General features: G+C 42.7%; 20 protein-coding genes. 8 read left to right on the top strand and 12 right to left on the bottom strand.

Annotated features, from left to right (window positions below):
- The first annotated feature begins 2 nt into the window (after positions 1 to 2).
- Together OS173_RS03200 and OS173_RS03195 are read left to right on the top strand one after the other, a co-directional pair.
- The gene (locus tag OS173_RS03200; protein WP_267182832.1) at positions 3 to 1,649 is read left to right on the top strand and encodes an acyl-CoA dehydrogenase family protein; all 1,647 of its coding nucleotides are present in this window, start codon (positions 3 to 5) and stop codon (positions 1,647 to 1,649) included.
- 157 nt (positions 1,650 to 1,806) lie between these two features.
- A complete protein-coding gene (locus tag OS173_RS03195) occupies positions 1,807 to 2,403 on the top strand; it encodes a PhnA domain-containing protein (protein WP_323373166.1) in 597 nt (198 codons plus the stop codon).
- Positions 2,404 to 2,768: 365 nt separating this feature from the next.
- On the opposite strand, the gene OS173_RS03190 is transcribed toward OS173_RS03195, so the two are convergent.
- Complete coding sequence (locus tag OS173_RS03190) at positions 2,769 to 3,308, bottom strand: BPSL1445 family SYLF domain-containing lipoprotein (RefSeq protein WP_267182831.1); 540 nt, start codon at positions 3,306 to 3,308, stop codon at positions 2,769 to 2,771.
- Positions 3,309 to 3,372: 64 nt separating this feature from the next.
- Positions 3,373 to 3,939, bottom strand: coding sequence for an HdeD family acid-resistance protein (locus tag OS173_RS03185; protein ID WP_267182830.1), 567 nt, complete (start codon positions 3,937 to 3,939; stop codon positions 3,373 to 3,375).
- Positions 3,940 to 4,562: 623 nt separating this feature from the next.
- Here OS173_RS03185 and OS173_RS03180 point away from each other — a divergent pair.
- The 3 genes from OS173_RS03180 (at position 4,563) to vapC (ending at position 5,605) form a co-directional block, all read left to right on the top strand.
- Positions 4,563 to 4,871, top strand: coding sequence for a hypothetical protein (locus tag OS173_RS03180; RefSeq protein WP_267182829.1), 309 nt, complete (start codon positions 4,563 to 4,565; stop codon positions 4,869 to 4,871).
- 132 nt (positions 4,872 to 5,003) lie between these two features.
- Positions 5,004 to 5,198: a type II toxin-antitoxin system VapB family antitoxin gene (locus tag OS173_RS03175; protein ID WP_267182828.1), complete on the top strand. Its 195-nt coding sequence runs from the start codon at positions 5,004 to 5,006 to the stop codon at positions 5,196 to 5,198.
- Positions 5,195 to 5,605 carry a type II toxin-antitoxin system VapC family toxin gene (gene vapC, locus OS173_RS03170; RefSeq protein ID WP_267182827.1) on the top strand — a complete coding sequence of 137 codons (411 nt, stop codon included), beginning with the start codon at positions 5,195 to 5,197 and terminating at the stop codon, positions 5,603 to 5,605. The genes OS173_RS03175 and vapC overlap by 4 nt, the downstream gene beginning before the upstream one ends.
- A gap of 333 nt (positions 5,606 to 5,938) precedes the next feature.
- On the opposite strand, the gene OS173_RS03165 is transcribed toward vapC, so the two are convergent.
- From OS173_RS03165 to OS173_RS03135, 7 genes are all read right to left on the bottom strand, one after another.
- Entirely contained in the window at positions 5,939 to 6,127 is a 189-nt protein-coding gene (locus OS173_RS03165) for a hypothetical protein (protein WP_267182826.1), read from the bottom strand.
- A 135-nt stretch (positions 6,128 to 6,262) separates the two neighbouring features.
- Entirely contained in the window at positions 6,263 to 7,291 is a 1,029-nt protein-coding gene (gene queA, locus OS173_RS03160; protein WP_267182825.1) for a tRNA preQ1(34) S-adenosylmethionine ribosyltransferase-isomerase QueA, read from the bottom strand.
- Between the two features lie 17 nt (positions 7,292 to 7,308).
- On the bottom strand, positions 7,309 to 7,707 hold the full coding sequence (locus OS173_RS03155; protein ID WP_267182824.1) for a copper chaperone PCu(A)C: 399 nt from the start codon (positions 7,705 to 7,707) through the stop codon (positions 7,309 to 7,311).
- 32 nt (positions 7,708 to 7,739) lie between these two features.
- Positions 7,740 to 9,077 (bottom strand): phosphoglucosamine mutase, encoded by a 1,338-nt coding sequence (glmM, locus tag OS173_RS03150; protein ID WP_267182823.1) that lies wholly within the window; start codon positions 9,075 to 9,077, stop codon positions 7,740 to 7,742.
- The gene (gene folP / locus OS173_RS03145) at positions 9,064 to 9,852 is read right to left on the bottom strand and encodes a dihydropteroate synthase (RefSeq protein WP_267182822.1); all 789 of its coding nucleotides are present in this window, start codon (positions 9,850 to 9,852) and stop codon (positions 9,064 to 9,066) included. The genes glmM and folP overlap by 14 nt, the downstream gene beginning before the upstream one ends.
- A gap of 27 nt (positions 9,853 to 9,879) precedes the next feature.
- Complete coding sequence (ftsH, locus tag OS173_RS03140; protein WP_267182821.1) at positions 9,880 to 11,817, bottom strand: ATP-dependent zinc metalloprotease FtsH; 1,938 nt, start codon at positions 11,815 to 11,817, stop codon at positions 9,880 to 9,882.
- Between the two features lie 15 nt (positions 11,818 to 11,832).
- Positions 11,833 to 12,456, bottom strand: coding sequence for an RlmE family RNA methyltransferase (locus OS173_RS03135; protein ID WP_267182820.1), 624 nt, complete (start codon positions 12,454 to 12,456; stop codon positions 11,833 to 11,835).
- A 94-nt stretch (positions 12,457 to 12,550) separates the two neighbouring features.
- Between OS173_RS03135 and OS173_RS03130 the strand changes: the two genes are divergently transcribed.
- Both OS173_RS03130 and OS173_RS03125 read left to right on the top strand, forming a co-directional pair.
- Positions 12,551 to 12,853 (top strand): YhbY family RNA-binding protein, encoded by a 303-nt coding sequence (locus OS173_RS03130; protein WP_267182819.1) that lies wholly within the window; start codon positions 12,551 to 12,553, stop codon positions 12,851 to 12,853.
- 8 nt (positions 12,854 to 12,861) lie between these two features.
- The gene (locus tag OS173_RS03125; RefSeq protein ID WP_267182818.1) at positions 12,862 to 13,236 is read left to right on the top strand and encodes an Mth938-like domain-containing protein; all 375 of its coding nucleotides are present in this window, start codon (positions 12,862 to 12,864) and stop codon (positions 13,234 to 13,236) included.
- 73 nt (positions 13,237 to 13,309) lie between these two features.
- Here OS173_RS03125 and ykgO read toward each other — a convergent pair whose 3' ends face one another.
- Both ykgO and OS173_RS03115 read right to left on the bottom strand, forming a co-directional pair.
- Positions 13,310 to 13,435 (bottom strand): type B 50S ribosomal protein L36, encoded by a 126-nt coding sequence (gene ykgO / locus OS173_RS03120; RefSeq protein ID WP_267182817.1) that lies wholly within the window; start codon positions 13,433 to 13,435, stop codon positions 13,310 to 13,312.
- A 121-nt stretch (positions 13,436 to 13,556) separates the two neighbouring features.
- Positions 13,557 to 14,255, bottom strand: a complete 699-nt coding sequence (locus OS173_RS03115; RefSeq protein WP_267182816.1) for a 2OG-Fe(II) oxygenase — start codon at positions 14,253 to 14,255, stop codon at positions 13,557 to 13,559.
- Between the two features lie 393 nt (positions 14,256 to 14,648).
- Between OS173_RS03115 and gcvA the strand changes: the two genes are divergently transcribed.
- Positions 14,649 to 15,593 (top strand): transcriptional regulator GcvA, encoded by a 945-nt coding sequence (gcvA, locus tag OS173_RS03110; protein ID WP_267182815.1) that lies wholly within the window; start codon positions 14,649 to 14,651, stop codon positions 15,591 to 15,593.
- On the opposite strand, the gene cgtA is transcribed toward gcvA, so the two are convergent.
- Positions 15,577 to 16,599, bottom strand: a complete 1,023-nt coding sequence (gene cgtA / locus OS173_RS03105) for an Obg family GTPase CgtA (protein WP_267182814.1) — start codon at positions 16,597 to 16,599, stop codon at positions 15,577 to 15,579. The genes gcvA and cgtA overlap by 17 nt on opposite strands.
- Positions 16,600 to 16,614: the final 15 nt, after the last annotated feature.

The following is a 16,614-nucleotide window of genomic DNA, read 5'->3' as shown; positions in this document are numbered from 1 at the left end:
TTATGAACAACGAACTCAACACCCATCAAGTCATTAACCAACCACAACCGCTGGTTAACTATAACAGCTACCAAAGCGATGTCGCCTTACAACAGGTCTGCACCCAATTTAATGGCCAGTGGGGTAACGACAGTTTAATCAAATTAGGCGGGCTTTTGGGCCAACCCGAATGGATTGCCAAAGGTGATGTGGCCAATAAGGTGACACCTGAATTTTATTCCCATGATGCCTATGGCCGACGCATTGACGAGATCCGCTATCATCCGGCCTATCATGACTTAATGGCTTTGGCTTGTGAATATGATATTCCCTCCTTACCCTGGAAAGACGACCAACCCGGCAGCCATGTGGTGCGTATGGCACGCAATTATTTGTATAACCAGAATGAAGCCGGCAGTGCCTGTCCTCTGACCATGACTTTTGCCTGTGTACCCAGTATTAATCACAACAAGGCACTGGCCAAACATTGGTTCCCGAAAATTCTCAACAGTGACTACGATGGTCGTAATCTGCCGCTGTCTGAAAAAAAAGCCGCCACCGTTGGTATGGCCATGACCGAAAAACAAGGCGGCACCGATGTTCGCGCCAACACCTCGCAGGCTAAGCACATTGGCTCAGATGAGCTGGGCGAACGCTATCATTTAACCGGCCATAAATGGTTTTGCTCAGCACCCATGAGTGATGCTTTTCTCACTTTGGCTCAAACCGATGCCGGATTAAGTTGTTTTCTGATGCCGCGCTGGCGTTATGACGGTGATAAAAACAGTATTCATATTCAGCGTTTGAAAGACAAAATGGGTAACCGCTCCAATGCCTCGGCTGAAATCGAATTTGCCGGTAGCGACGCCCACTTAATCGGCGAGCCCGGCAAAGGCGTGCGCACCATCATCGAAATGGTGGCCATGACCCGTTATGATTGTATGATCGGCTCCTCGGCCCTGATGCGCCAGGCCACGGTACAAGTCTTACACCATATTGCTCAACGCAAAGTCTTTGGTGAGTTACTGATTAATCAGCCATTAATGCAAAATGTGGCCGCTGATTTATGTCTGGAATCTGAAGCCGCCCTGGCATTAACCGCACGGGTGTCCCATGCTCTGGACCACCAGGACCAACAGCATGAACGTGATTTAGTACGTCTGCTGACCGCTGTTGGTAAATACTGGATTTGTAAACGCGCTTCGATACACATCGGCGAAGCCCAGGAATGTTTGGGCGGTATCGGTTATGTGGAAGAATTACCACTGGCCCGCCTTTATCGGGAAGCCCCGGTGAACTCCATCTGGGAAGGCAGTGGCAATGTACAATGCCTGGATTTCATCCGCGCCATTCATAAACAACCGTCCTGTTACCAGTCGTTTATCAAAGAATTAGAAAAATCCAAGGGCAGCCACAACTTATTTGACCAAACTGTGGATGAACTCAAAGCCCTTTCCGGCAAAGACTTTACACAAGTATCCGCCCGCTTTTATGTGGAAAAAATGGCCAAAGCCATGCAAGCCGCACAACTCATTCAACTGGGTAATGATTTAGTCAGTGACGCCTATTGTGAAGCCCGATTGACTAATACGTCAGGTTTATGTTTTGGCCAGTTGCCCGGCACGCTTGATTTTAACGCGATTTTAAAACGTTCTTTTAAGAACAATTGATAAAATCGTAAGTTGGGCTGAGCACCGCGACCAAAAGCAGGGCCTCTTAAGGCAGTCCAACAATTTTTCTGGTTCGATGTTGGGCTTCGCTTCGCTCAGCACCAACCTACACTCTATGTAATAACAAAATATTTTTATATGGCGTATAATTCGCGCCATGAATATGACAGATCAACAAACCGAAGAACTGGCACAACGCAGTCATCAACAATGCGAATTATGCCGTTCAGAAGAAAATTTATCCGCTTACTTAGTCACACCCAAAGAAGGCAACGACATTAGCGACTATGTGTATGCCTGCGAACAATGCCGAACTCAAATTGATAATCCTGACACCATGGATGTTAATCACTGGCATTGTCTGAATGACAGCGTCTGGAGCGAAGTCTCTGCTGTTAAAGTCCTGGCCTGGCGGGTTTTAAAACACCTGCAACATAACCACGGCCCGCAAGATTTATTGGATATGATGTATCTGACCGACGAGGAAAGCAGCTGGGCCAAAGCCGGCTTTAGTTCCGGAACTTCGACAGAAGATGAACAAGAAAAACACCGCGACAGTAACGGTGATGAGTTAAGCGATGGTGACGACGTCTTTTTAATCAAAGACCTCAAAGTCAAAGGTGCCGGCTTCACCGCCAAACAAGGCACCAAAGTCAAAGGCATTAGCTTGGTTGCCAATAACATTGAGCATATTGAGGGCCGAGTCGAAGGCCAACGTATTGTGATCCTCACTGAGTTCGTCAAAAAGCAGTAACTGTAGACGTACATGACTTTTGCTACAATGATATGTTTCAGCGTTTTTAAATTAAATCATAAAGGCGCATCAAGATGTCACTGACAATTTTTGAAAACACCACCATTCTCTTATCAGGAATACTTACTTACTTGATAATACTCTGGCCAATTGCCAAAATAATTCGACGTGCCGGGTTTTCTCGGCTCTGGATTTTAGTTGCCTTTGTACCATTTATAAATATTATCATGCTGTGGGTTTTTGCTTACGCAAGATGGTCAAAGGATCCTAACAACTACTAAGGTTTTACAGCAGAGTCCGTGGTAATCAGCCGACAATTCATTTTCTGATAGAGACCTTAGATGATGGCCGGCTGTTATTTTACATTAACGAGTGATACGAGTTATTTTTGAGCCTTCTAAGGTCAAGTTAAACATCAACCCCTTATTTCCAAACACAAAGCCCACTATCGGGTCTTTAAAATCCATGGTGTTAATGTCCTCGCCAACGCCCCATTTGACAATCGCCACCGAACCGTCTACCCCGGCTTTCCAGCCTTTAGCTTGTTTAAACTTGTTTAACGCTGACTGCTCCAAAAACACAATCACCACAGACTTGGACTGGGCCCCGGCTTGAAAGCCAAAACTGGCCGATGCGGTGCTGTAATAAGCGGTGTTTTTGCCACCTTCTCGCAGCACCCCTTCTCCATATTCACCACCAACCCCTAAACCGGCTTTTAGCACTTGTGGAAATACCAATACGCCAACGGCTTGATTCAAAAATTGTTGGCCGCCAGTCACTTCTTTGTTGAAACGCTGTAAAGTGGCATCCGCTAAAATATTAATTTCTTGTGCTGATTTGCTGTGGGCAATTATTGGCAGCATGATGAGTATGCCCAACAATAGGCTTAATTGTCTTATCTTCATCTTTTTAACCTGATTTTTAATAACGCCATTGTATCAATGGCTCGTTAAAAAGTTGTTGTCTATATTATTTCAAAGATTTGACGGCCAAAGCCAACATCACATAAGCCCAGCCGTGGAAAATCATTTCAATGGCAATCATCAAACCAATAAACCACAGTGCTGATTCCGGCCATTGAAAGAAAATCATGACACCTAACGCCAGTGAAATAACACCGGCAAACACCAACCAGCCCCAACCCAGACCATAGCCTTTTAATTGGAAGCCCATAAAAATTCGAAATAAACCGGTGATAATAAAGGCCGCAGCCAACAACGCGGTTAATGCCATAGAGCCAACCACCGGCTCAGTAATCAGCATAATTCCGGCCAATAAATAAATGGCCGCAATCAATACATGACCAAGAATGCTTTTCCAGCCTTTATGCTTAAAGGCCTCAAAAATCTGCACCACACCACCAATTAACAGCAGCACCCCGAAAAATAATATGGTCACCACAGTCATCGCCACACTTAAACCCAAACCGATGGTACCCAGGATAATAAAGACAAGTCCCAAAGCCAACAACCATCCCCACTTTTGCGGTAAATCACCAATAACAAGCTTCGCATTATTTTGATTAAATTCTGACATCAATCACTCCAATAAGGAAAACATTATTTTAGCACAGATTAACTTAACATAGTTTGGACTGATTAAAGCGTCCACAATGAATGCCGACTCATTGTAATCTTAATTGGGTTTAAAAAAATAATAAGGCTTTTAATACTTCTACACTTTTCCTCATTTGCGACATCCTCAGGCACCGACCCGTGGATCCAATCGCTATCAAGTCCAATTTAGTGCGATACACCTACATTCCTATAGACGATTTAGTGCAACAAACAAAAACAAAGCTTTATAAAACCACCTAATATTATTTAAGATTTACAGATGGCTTGCGGAGCAAGCCAAAATAGTACTTACTTAAGAGGTAAGTAGTTGTAATGTGACTATATTTAAAACAAAATTACGAACCAATAGGTAGTTGGCTTCACAGTCTGTTAAGCCAACCATTTACCCTTATCCTTTCTTGTGATAACACAAATGTAACTTTATTTGATGAGTGTTCAGCAGTTAACTCAGATAAGTATTTTGAAATAAACCCACAATCAGATATAAACAATACAGTTATTTCATCGATTAATGGTAATTGGTACGACCCTGATTATAATGGCTCCGGTTATAATATCGTTCAGAAACCGGTTGGTATGGTGATGTATTATTACGGCTATAAAGCCAACAGCAATGGTGAAGCTTTATGGCTGATGTCGGCCACCGGGCCTAAAACGATTAAAAAAGACGAAACCTATACTTTAGATATGCTACCGGGCTTTATCGGCAACGGTGGCAGCTTAACCATGAAGCCCACAGCAGCCAATTCTGGTGTGCAAAAATGGGGCAGCGCGGACATCACATTTTTTGACTGCAACAACGGTGAAATCACCTTATCGAAATCAGATGGCACCACTGTCACGCAAAATATTATATTGCTTGCCGGTGTAGATGGAATGACTTGTGAGTAATTAACAAATGCTTTGTCTGTAATTTATTGCTTAGCATCGAAATAACTCAATAAGGAAATACAAGCCTACGCTTTAAATCTTTGATTATGCTAAAATGTGTATTTTAATACATAGTATACACATGGGTGATATATGAGAACTAATATTATAATCGATGATAAGCTGATGGCTGAAGTTATTAAAGCCACCGGATACCGCACCAAAAAAGAAGCGGTTGAACAAGGCCTTAAATTACTTCTGTTACGCAGTAAGCAACAGGAAATTCGCAAACTGCGCGGTCGGGTTAAATGGGAAGGTGATTTAGACGAGATGCGGAGCAATCGGTGATACTGGTTGATACCAGTGTTTGGATCGATTATTTGAAAGGTATTAAAAGCCAACACACAGACGCCCTTGATGATGCCATCATAGAAGGCATTGTTGCTATGGGGGATTTAATCTTTCTCGAAATTCTTCAAGGGATTCGTGATGACCACGAATACCAACTAACTAAAGAATTACTACTGACACTGGATCCACTGGAAATGCTTGGCAAAGATATGTCTGTAAAATGTGCGGACAATTACAGAACACTCCGCAAGAAAGGTATCACCATCCGCAAAACAGCGGACGTTATTATTGCGACCTTTTGTATCGAACAAAAGCTGCCGTTACTTTTTTTAGATCGTGATTTTATTCCATTTATTGACCATCTGGGTTTAGGCTCTGTATTACCAATAACGTCGTCAAAGTAACGTTACTGCACAACAAATTCATTGGGTTCGACAACTATAGAGCAATAGGTTGAAAATAATTCTCAAGACGGCTGAGCCCGTCGAAGCTTCCTTCAAACACATGGACTAATAATTACTAAACAACGCCTTAGACAGGGCTCAGGCTACTTCCATTCACGAATTAAGTTAGGTTGGGCTGAGTTCCTGATACCTTTAGTTATGAATATTATCTTCCCTGCAAAAAATACATCGCACCGTAAACAACCGCAAAAATATCAATTTGATTGGGTTTAATGTGGTATGTAATCCTTTATGAAGAGATATGAATCTCGGCTGTTTCGGTCCAATACACATTCACTCAGAAAGTCCGTGTTTTTTCCTTATTTCTGACACGTGTTTTATTTTACCGGCATGACTGTCACTTAAACCTTTTCCAATGGTCTCGCGAATGTATATTTTACGCATTAAATCGCCCCATGTCGAATCAACCGGTAGCTGATCCACCAATTTATGCGCTTCATCTTTACTCATTTTTGTCGTCATCTTCATTGCCCTTAAGAAATATACTATTTAAAAATTACATTAATTATTTCTCAATGAAACCAAGCGTAAGAAATACTCAAATATTCTTATCACGACAGATTGGACTGAGCAACGCTTTGGTTTTTTCGACTTATGTTAAGCCTCAACTATCAACATCGCATCGCCATAACTAAAAAAGCGGTATTTTTGCTCGATGGCATGCTGGTAGGCGTTCATGATGTTGTCACGGCCGGCCAAAGCGGAGACCAGCATTAATAAAGTGGATTCGGGCAAGTGGAAATTGGTGAGCAAACCATCAATAACTTTGAATTGATAGCCGGGATAAATAAAGATATCGGTATCACCGCTGTAGGCACTGAGATCGCCGTTTTGGGCAGCGGTTTCCAGACATCGGACCGCGGTGGTACCCACAGCTATGACTCGACCGCCATTGGCCTTTGTTTCTTTCACGGCATCAACCACTGTTTCATCAACCCGAAGCCACTCTTTGTGCATTTTATGGTCTTCGATGTGATCGGCTTTAACCGGTTGAAAGGTGCCGGCACCAACATGCAGGGTCACAAAAGCACTGTTAACGCCCTGCTCTTTTAAATGTCTTAGTGTGGCTTCGTCAAAATGAAGTCCCGCAGTCGGAGCAGCCACTGCACCGGCTGTATCAGCATAGACCGTCTGATAACGCTCACTGTCAGTTTGGGTGCTGTCACGCTGAATATACGGTGGCAAGGGCATCACACCATGGGTTTCCATAATGGCATTTAGATCACCGGATTTATCGATTGTTTCCACTAAAAAAAACATGCCTTGGCGGGCGCTGACTTTAAGTACAGGTTTATTATTAAAGTAAATCTCCGTGCCTAAACGCACGGATTTATTGGCTTTCAGTAAGGCTTTGGCTTGGTGGTTGTTTAAAACCCGCTCGATAAAAACCTCGATTTGACCACCGGTTTGTTTCTGTCCTTGTAAACGTGCCGGCATGACTTTGGTGTTATTAAAGACCAATAGATCACCTGGTTTCAGATAATTAAGAATCTCTTTAAATTGACAATCAATGACTTTGCCACTGTTTTTTGTCAGCACCAACAATCGACTCTGGCTGCGTTGCAGAATTGGTTGCTGGGCTATTAATTCTTTGGGTAACGTATAGTCAAAATCCTTTTTATTCATATCGAAACAGCTGATTATTATTGCTTTTTAACTTCAAAATCGATTGTTTGATGATGCGATTCACCATTTTCGGTTTCATAGCGTAAAGTAATCTCCACCACTTGACCAAGTTCAATCGCTTGTTTTGGCATCATTAGCATAATATGCAAGCCACCCGGCTCCATGGTTAAAACATCACCGGCAGCTATCGGTAATGCCTGTTGCTCTTTCATTTTAAAAACCCCATTCACTTCAATGGTGCGATGAATTTCAGTCATGCCAAAGGCATCACTATCGGCAGCCACCAAGGTCATGGTTTCATTACTTTCATTGCCCAGTTTTACATAAGCAGCCATCATATTGGCATTTGGCGGACCGGCACGCAACCAAGCATCTTCAACTGTCAGTACCAGTTCAGACGCTTGCGTTGAACTCATAAAAATAGATAATATACAAAAAATATAAGTTTTCATAATTCACTCGCTAAGTTTGATAAATCTTCGGCATGCTGTTGCGCCAAGTCTTGCTCAACCGCTTCCACCATAATACGTAATTTAGGCTCAGTCCCGGATGGCCGAATTAAAACGCGACCTTGATCGCCTAAAGCCTTATCAACCGCATCTGCCGCCCGACATAAATCATTGTTTCGGCCTAATTTTTTTGGTTCTGGATGATTGATGTTAATCATGACCTGTGGATAAACAGGCATTTCATCAGCCAAATCTTTTAAGCTTCGTCCGCTTTCCATCATCACATTAAGCACCATCAAAGCACTGATAATGCCATCACCGGTGGTGGCCAAATTCAAATTAAGAATATGCCCGGAAGATTCACCACCTAATATCCAATTATTTTTGTGCAATTTTTGATGGACATAACGGTCCCCGACTTGTGCACGCTCAAAAGGTATACCCAAATCCTTTAGCGCCTTTTCCATACCTTGATTTGACATCAACGTACCTACCACACCACCATTTAATCGGTTATTGGCATGTAAATGTTTGGCAACCAGAAATATCAATTGGTCACCATTGACTTCATTACCGGTGTGATCTACCATCACCACCCGATCACCATCACCATCTAAAGCAATACCAATATCCGCTTTGGTTTCAAGTACTTTTTCCTGTAGCACCGCCAGCTCAGTACTGCCACAGTCTTTATTTATGTTAAAACCATTCGGTTGATTTCCCATTACCACTAAATCTGCGCCTAATTCAGTGAATACCCGTGGTGCAATTTGATAACCGGCACCATGAGCACAATCCAGTACAATCTTAAACCCGGATAACATCAGGTTATTAGCGGCGTTTTTACAATACTCAATGTAACGTCCATCGACATCACTTAAACGACTGGCTTTACCTAAGCGCCTGGATTCAACCATGTCCATGGGTTGATCCAACAACTTCTCAATGGCCAGCTCTTGTTCATCAGATAGTTTTTCACCGTATTCGTTAAAAAATTTAATACCATTATCATAAAAGGGGTTATGTGAGGCACTGATAACGATACCGGCACTGGCATGCAAAGTCCGTGTTAACCAAGCCACGGCAGGGGTTGGCATCGGACCGAATAGGGTGGTGTTTATCCCTGCTGACACCAAGCCGGCTTCCAAAGCGGATTCAAATAAATAACCCGACACGCGCGTGTCCTTGCCAATAACAATTGTTTTACTGGGTTTAGCTTCACCCAACACTTTACCGGCTGCATAACCCAGCTTTAAAGCAAACTCGGCTGTCATTAAAGGTCCGCCTACTTTGCCGCGAATTCCGTCGGTACCAAAATACTTTTTATGTTGGTTCATTTTGAATTAAATATTGGCTCATGGTTAATAAATCACGGGTGGCAGCCACATCATGGGTTCGAAATACATCCGTGCCCTGAAAATAGGCAAATTGACTCACCGCCAAAGCACCAGGCAATCGTTCATCGACAGCACGCCCTAATAAGGTCTTAAACATGGATTTACGTGACACGCCCAATAAAACCGGAAAACCCATTTGTTTTAGGGTGCTGATGTTTTTTATCAACGTTAAGTTATGTTCAACCGTTTTTCCAAAACCAATACCCGGATCTAAAATGATTCGATCAGGATCGATACCGGCTCGCATACAGGCTTCGACTCGCTGTTCAAAAAAATCCAACACCGACTGCACCACATTGTCGTATTGGGGGTTGTCTTGCATGGTTTTAGGCGTGCCTTGCATATGCATGAGACACACCGGCACATCATATTCAAGCGCCACTTCAATGGCACCATCACTCTGTAAGGCGTTTATGTCATTAATGAAATTAGCACCGGCGTGTAAAGCCGCAGCCATGACTTCGGGTTTACGGCTGTCGATGGAGAGGGTGACTTTAGGGAATTGTTCACGTAATGCTTCAATGATTGGTACCACCCGTTCAATTTCTGCTTGTTCGGACACTTCAGCGGCTCCCGGGCGGGTCGATTCGCCGCCAATGTCGATGATATCGGCACCGTCAGCAATCATTTTTTGCGCATGTTTAATAGCCGTCGAGGGGGCGTAAAATTGACCACCATCTGAAAAAGAATCGGGGGTTACATTTAAAACCCCCATAATTTTAAAGTCCGGGTTCAAGGCTATTTAGGTTTGTTCGGCCGCATCTCCGAAACCTGTTTTATTAGGTGTCGGTTTTTTTTTCGGCGGTTTATCATTACCACCTTCATCATCATCGTCACTGGTTACCCAGCCGGCCGGTGGTGAAGGCTCCTTGCCTTCCATAATCTCAGCGATTTGTTTGCTGTCAATGGTCTCATATTTAATCAATGATTGCGCCATCAAATGTAGCTTATCGATGTTGTCATGTAAGATTTGTTCAGCCCGCTTGTAGTTGCGGTCAATTAAGTCACGCACAGCCTTGTCAATCTTATCAGCGGTGGTGTCAGACATGCTCTTGTGTTGGGTTACTTGACGACCTAAGAATACTTCACCTTCATCTTCAGAATAAGTGAGTGGCCCCAACTCATCAGATAAGCCCCACTTTGTCACCATGTTTTTGGCAATATCAGTGGCGCGTTCAATGTCATTTGAGGCACCGGTTGTAACGGCATCTGGTCCACCGATAATTTCTTCCGCTATGCGGCCGCCATATAATGAGGAAATTTGGCTTTCTAAGGCTGTTTTACTGTAAGAGTACTTATCTTCTTCAGGTAAAAACATGGTTACTCCAAGGGCACGACCGCGAGGAATAATAGTGACTTTATAAACAGGATCATGCTCAGGAACCAATAAACCCACAATCGCATGGCCGGCTTCATGATAAGCTGTGTTGTGCTTTTCAGACTCTTTCATTACCATAGATCGGCGCTCAGCGCCCATCATAATCTTGTCACGGGCTTTATCAAACATCTCCATGGCAATTTCAGTGGCATCTTCACGGGCTGCAAATAATGCGGCTTCATTCACTAAATTTGCTAAATCTGCCCCGGAAAACCCGGGTGTACCGCGGGCAATAATACCGGGTTTAACATCATCTGCCAGCGGCACCTTTTTCATGTGAACTTTTAAGATGGCTTCGCGACCTTGAATATCCGGTAACGGCACCACCACTTGGCGGTCAAAACGACCCGGACGTAATAAAGCCGGATCCAAAACATCAGGACGGTTAGTGGCAGCAATAACAATAACGCCATCGTTGCCTTCAAAGCCGTCCATTTCAACCAATAACTGGTTCAAAGTTTGTTCTCGCTCATCGTGACCACCACCTAGTCCGGCACCACGTTGACGACCAACGGCATCAATTTCGTCAATAAAAATAATACACGGCGCAGTCTTTTTAGCTTGTTCAAACATATCACGAACCCGTGAAGCACCAACACCGACAAACATTTCCACAAAATCTGATCCGGAAATACTGAAAAACGGCACTTTGGCCTCCCCGGCAATGGCACGAGCCAGTAGTGTCTTACCGGTTCCGGGTGGACCAACCATCAGAATACCGCGTGGAATTGTGCCACCTAATTTATTAAATTTGGTCGGATCTTTCAAAAAATCCACCACTTCAGAGACTTCTTCCTTGGCCTCTTCAGCACCTGCCATGTCAGCAAAAGTTACCTGGGCATTTTCTTCATTTAATAATTTGGCTTTGGATTTACCAAAACTCATGGCTCCGCCTTTACCGCCGCCACCTTGCATATGACGCATAATCAAGAAAAACAGACCAATAAACAGTAATATCGGGAAAATGGTTTCAAAAATTCGCCAACCCCAACCATCTTGTTGCGGCGCTTTGATGGAGTACTTAACGTCATTAAGGATTAAGTCATCTTCCAAGTGCGGATCATCGCCGGCTTGAACAGTCAATTGTTCACCACCGGATGTTACGGCTTTAATTTTGCGGTGGACTGTGGTTTCAGGATCAATCACAACCTCTTCAATTTGGCCGTTTTGAACCATCTTAATGAAATCAGAATATGGAACATCTGTGTTGTTCGCAGGCGGCTCAACCATACTGCCGAAAACACTCATCAGCACCATCAGTACCACAACCCAAAGTAATAAATTTTTAGTAATGTTATTCAAACTATGCCTCTTCGTTTACGATTCTTTAAAGCCCATGGATACGGCAAACACTTCTCTTGAACGTGACCGAGAAGAATCAGGTTTAATAATCACAACCCGTTGAAAACTCTGTCGCAGGGCTTGTATATGACCATCAAAACCTTCGCCTTGAAATAATTTGACCACATGTGAACCACCTGGTTCGAGTGATTGTCGACAAAAATCCAATGCCAGTTCAGCTAAATACATACTTTTTGGCTGATCGGTGGCGCTTACACCACTTAAATTGGGGGCCATGTCGGATAAAACAAGGTTTATTTTGTCACCCTTTAATACGTTTAACAAGCTTTGATAGACCTCGTCATCGGTAAAATCACCCTGAATAAAATGGACCCCTTCAATGGCTTCAATGGGCAACAAATCAAGCCCGACAATGGTTAAGTCATTGCTCGATTTTTCTTTCACAACTTGACACCAGCCACCCGGTGCAGCGCCCAAATCAACCACAGAGTAAACACCATTCAGCAAGTCATATTTATCAATGATTTCAATTAACTTATAGGCTGAACGTGCGCGATAGCCTTGTTGCTGTGAATTTTTAACATACTTGTCGCTGAAATGCTCTTGCAGCCACTGCTTAGAACTTTTACTTTTGGCCATGATTTCTGCTCTGCTTAGGTCAAGCCCTGTTAACGTTTGTGAAAAGGTCTCGACTGCTGTTAAAATGACGGATTAATTTGAATTTTACCATTTAATGACACACAAATCACTGAGCAAAGCCGCTGTTAAATACCTGAAAGGGGTGTCTCACGGTCTTAACCCTTATGTTACCATTGCTGATAAAGGCATTACTGATAACATCATGACGGAATTAGAAACCACTTTAGATCATCACGAATTGGTTAAAATCAAAATCAGAGCCGATCGTGAGCAACGCACTGTCATTATTGACGAGCTGATTAAACGCACTAAAGCCACAGAAATACAACGCATTGGCCAAACTTTAACCTTATACCGTGCTAATCCCAAAAACCCTGTCTATGAATTACCGCGTTAAAACATCCTATGGATTTATCTGAAACAGTTACCCAGCATCCTAACATCATAAAATCAGCTGCCGCTGATTTCTGTGAGTTTTATCATCAAACTTATCGACAAAGTATTTTAATACCCTGGGATGAGGCCATTGAAACGGTTGCCATTAAAGGTGACGAACTCATAGATAAGCGACTGGTTAAAAAAATGGTTAACATGAATCCGGAAGTTATTTTATTAGCCACCGGTGAATCCATTCAATTTCCTGATTCAGAACTGCTCACACCGTTGATTAAAAACAACATTGGGTTTGAAGTATTAGACAACCAAGCCGCGGCCAGGACTTTTAATATTTTACTGTCCGAAGAACGTGAAGTTATCTGCCTAATGATTATAAACGATTAACCATAACTTAATTTTTAGGCAAAAAAAATACCCTCACGAAGAGGGTATTTTTAATTGTTCAGTCTAAAGCGGATTATCTTTGACGGGCTTTTAGTTTAGGATTTGATTTACAAATCACAAATACTTTACCACGGCGACGCACCACCTTACAGTCTCGCGCTCGAGTCTTGGCTGATTTTAATGATGATAGGACTTTCATAATTTACCGCACAAATTCAAAGTGTGTCGATTATACGGATATCCAGATAAATTTCAAGGTTAAAATCAAACCGACAACTCGATATAAATCATTTGTCTGAAAATTAGCAGAGAGTTCTCTGTTATCTTTGGCCGTATAACTCTTGCGCTTTTCGGTACATTAACCATGAAGTTAAGATATACTTATCTTCAGACTCAGGTCGATTACCTCTGTGGGTGTGGGTGAAAAAAGCCGGCGCAATAACCAAAGTGCCTTGTTTGGGCTTAATTTTCTTTTGTTGAAAATAAAACTCAGTGTGACCACCTTCCGCCACATCATTCAAATAAAACATCCATAATAAAACCCGATGTAATGAATCTTGTCCCGGATCATTGGGATGCGGATAAAACTCCGAATGGTAATAGAAGTAACCACCTTTTTGGCGCTTATACTGCTGCAAATTGGTACCGCCTAAGCGAAATACAGTTTTAATTATATTCGCTAGCTGCTCATCATTCATGTTTTCAATGTCTAGTGCCGAAATTTGACGGGGGCCTTCAGGAGATTCGACCTGTAAAGCCAAAGCACCTACTAGAACATAAGGCCACTTTTTAGTGTAGCGAACCAAACCATCTAATACAGCCTGATGAATGGTTTGTAATTCACTCTGCCAATCGCTTTGTTGGTTGAGCATCAAATCCATACTGTTTTTTTTGGTTAAATCAACACCTTGTCCGGTTTCACCTTGTGCAACATTGTTACTATGAGCGAACTTTTCGACACAATGCTGGCAAAACTCTGTCGACAAAGCATCATCATAAACACCAATAAAATCAGACATACCAATACCCAAAAAAAATAAGCAGTATATCATAACAACGACAGGCAAAAAAAAGGCGCCAAGGGATGGCGCCTTAAACAGTTCGCTGAGGAAGAGGGAGGAAAAACCTCAGCTAAGTCGTATGTGAGTAGATCACATACTGAAGAAATCTTGCGATTTCTAAGGGAACAATGAAAAACCTATAAAAGTATTTTACATTTTCAAAATGAATATTATGTGAATAAGTGATTCATTTACTGGGTTTGACCATAATTATTGTGAAAGTTCAAATTATTTTCAGTAATCAATAAATATGTTTCAAACCAACCTGATTTCCTGCATACTTGCCATATTATATGACTATAATAACAAACATCAAACGATATTTATTTAGGCAATCGATTAGAATAACTAATGCAAGCAACCAATCAACGTTATAAACACATTCCTCCACTGAGGGCGATTAAAGCTTTTGAGGCTTCAGCGCGACTATTAAGTTTTACCCAAGCCGCAGAAGAATTACATGTTACCCAAGCGGCCATTAGTCACCAAATCAAAAAACTGGAAGAACTTACCGGCGTTCAGTTGTTTGAACGCATCAATCGCAGTTTGAAGCTGACATTTGAAGGCCGTATGTATTTAATCGCTATTCGCCAAGCATTAGAAAATATAGAAACTGCCACACGTCAACTGATTAACCGAGATGCCGCCGGCACACTGAATATTTCGGTACTGCCTTCTTTCGCCACAAAATGGCTGTCGAAACGGATTTGGCGTTTTCAACAACAATATAAAGAACTGGATGTTCGAATTGCTTCTTTTGAGTGGATGACTGACTTTAAAAAAGACAATTTTGATATTGCCATTCGATATAGCAGTGACCCAAGTTATGCAGGTCTGACCAGTGAGTTATTACTCAATGAAGAAGTTTTTCCAGTTTGTAGCAAAGCTTTTTATGATACCTATAAAGGCCAATTAACACCAAAGGATCTTTTGTCAGCTAAATTATGCCATGATGACTTCACCACTGAACGTTGGGATGACTGGTTTAATGCAGCAGGACTCAGCCCCCAAGCGCCTCTGCGTGGTACCCGCTTTAGCCATATGGTCACCATGTTAGAAGCTGTGGAAAACCATCAGGGCTTTGGATTGGGACGCACACCGCTGGTCCAAGATGACATCAATCGTGGCTTACTGGTGGCACCCTTTGATATTAAATTACCTGGAAAAATGGCTTATTATTTGGTTTATCCAACCAACACAGGGCAAGATCAAAAAGTACAAATTATCCGTCAGTGGCTTTTTGCTGAGGTGGATAAATTTAAAAAAGCCGCCAACAAATCTACCAATCTTCTTTAGGGCCGGACAAATAGTCAGCGATGTCCTTTGTTAATTTATCCAAACCAAGATGGGCAATGGACGAAATCACGTAATAAGGCCCTGGCCAACCAATTTCCTTAACATAACCATCAGCCATGGCTTGCGCCTCTTCGGGTACCGTAATATCCGCTTTTGTGAACACCAACCAACGGGTTTTATCTTGCAAATGCTCTGAAAACTTAACCAGCTCTTCACTGAGTTGATGATATTGCTCTACCGGATCTGGCATACCTTCATAAGCTGGTAATTCAATTAAATGCAACAACAAACCAGTGCGTTGTAGATGCTTAAGAAATTGGATGCCTAAACCGGCACCTTCTGCCGCGCCTTCGATTAACCCCGGAATATCAGCAACCACAAAACTGGTTTCTGCATCAATCTTAACCACACCCAATGAAGGATAAAGTGTGGTGAAGGGATAATCTGCTATTTTAGGCTTAGCTTGCGAAATGGCATCAACAAAAGTTGATTTTCCTGCATTGGGAAAACCAAGCAAACCCACATCGGCCAATACCTTAAGTTCTAATTTCAGGGTTCTCTGCTCACCAGGCTTCCCTGATGTAAATTGCTTCGGGGCTCGATTAACTGAACTTTTAAAGTGCATATTACCCAATCCGCCTTCGCCACCTTTGGCCACCACCAACTTTTGCTTGTGCTCCGTAATATCCGCTAACTTTTCATCCGTTTCGAGGTCGTAAACTTCTGTACCAGTTGGCACTTTAACAACGATGTCCTGGCCGCCCTTGCCATATTGCTGGCGCCCTCTTCCGGATTCACCTTTTTGCGCTTCGAAATGTCGTTGATGGCGAAAATCAACCAATGTATTTAAACCCTGATCACCGATAAGTATCACATCACCGCCATCACCACCATCACCGCCATCAGGTCCGCCGTGTGGAATAAACTTTTCACGGCGAAAACTGGCCGAGCCACTTCCGCCATTACCCGCTTTTACCGTTATTTCAACTTCATCAACAAATTTCATGTTATTTTACTCTCA

The sequence above is a fragment of the Marinicella gelatinilytica genome, from assembly GCF_026410405.1.
GTDB classification, from domain to species: Bacteria; Pseudomonadota; Gammaproteobacteria; order Xanthomonadales; family Marinicellaceae; genus Marinicella; species Marinicella gelatinilytica.
Note: the sequence above shows the minus strand (reverse complement) of the source record. Positions and strands in the feature narration are given on the sequence as shown.

Coding starts and splice junctions, on each gene's coding strand:
- folP (WP_267182822.1), bottom strand. CDS start 9,852: ATGGGGGTTTTAAATGTAACCCCCGATTCTTTTTCAGATGGTGGTCAA.
- OS173_RS03185 (WP_267182830.1), bottom strand. CDS start 3,939: ATGTCAGAATTTAATCAAAATAATGCGAAGCTTGTTATTGGTGATTTA.
- OS173_RS03155 (WP_267182824.1), bottom strand. CDS start 7,707: ATGAGTTCAACGCAAGCGTCTGAACTGGTACTGACAGTTGAAGATGCT.
- OS173_RS03115 (WP_267182816.1), bottom strand. CDS start 14,255: ATGTCTGATTTTATTGGTGTTTATGATGATGCTTTGTCGACAGAGTTT.
- OS173_RS03180 (WP_267182829.1), top strand. CDS start 4,563: ATGTATTATTACGGCTATAAAGCCAACAGCAATGGTGAAGCTTTATGG.
- OS173_RS03125 (WP_267182818.1), top strand. CDS start 12,862: ATGGATTTATCTGAAACAGTTACCCAGCATCCTAACATCATAAAATCA.
- OS173_RS03195 (WP_323373166.1), top strand. CDS start 1,807: ATGAATATGACAGATCAACAAACCGAAGAACTGGCACAACGCAGTCAT.
- queA (WP_267182825.1), bottom strand. CDS start 7,291: ATGAATAAAAAGGATTTTGACTATACGTTACCCAAAGAATTAATAGCC.
- gcvA (WP_267182815.1), top strand. CDS start 14,649: ATGCAAGCAACCAATCAACGTTATAAACACATTCCTCCACTGAGGGCG.
- ykgO (WP_267182817.1), bottom strand. CDS start 13,435: ATGAAAGTCCTATCATCATTAAAATCAGCCAAGACTCGAGCGCGAGAC.
- cgtA (WP_267182814.1), bottom strand. CDS start 16,599: ATGAAATTTGTTGATGAAGTTGAAATAACGGTAAAAGCGGGTAATGGC.
- OS173_RS03190 (WP_267182831.1), bottom strand. CDS start 3,308: ATGAAGATAAGACAATTAAGCCTATTGTTGGGCATACTCATCATGCTG.
- OS173_RS03200 (WP_267182832.1), top strand. CDS start 3: ATGAACAACGAACTCAACACCCATCAAGTCATTAACCAACCACAACCG.
- OS173_RS03175 (WP_267182828.1), top strand. CDS start 5,004: ATGAGAACTAATATTATAATCGATGATAAGCTGATGGCTGAAGTTATT.
- glmM (WP_267182823.1), bottom strand. CDS start 9,077: ATGAACCAACATAAAAAGTATTTTGGTACCGACGGAATTCGCGGCAAA.
- OS173_RS03130 (WP_267182819.1), top strand. CDS start 12,551: ATGACACACAAATCACTGAGCAAAGCCGCTGTTAAATACCTGAAAGGG.
- OS173_RS03165 (WP_267182826.1), bottom strand. CDS start 6,127: ATGACGACAAAAATGAGTAAAGATGAAGCGCATAAATTGGTGGATCAG.
- OS173_RS03135 (WP_267182820.1), bottom strand. CDS start 12,456: ATGGCCAAAAGTAAAAGTTCTAAGCAGTGGCTGCAAGAGCATTTCAGC.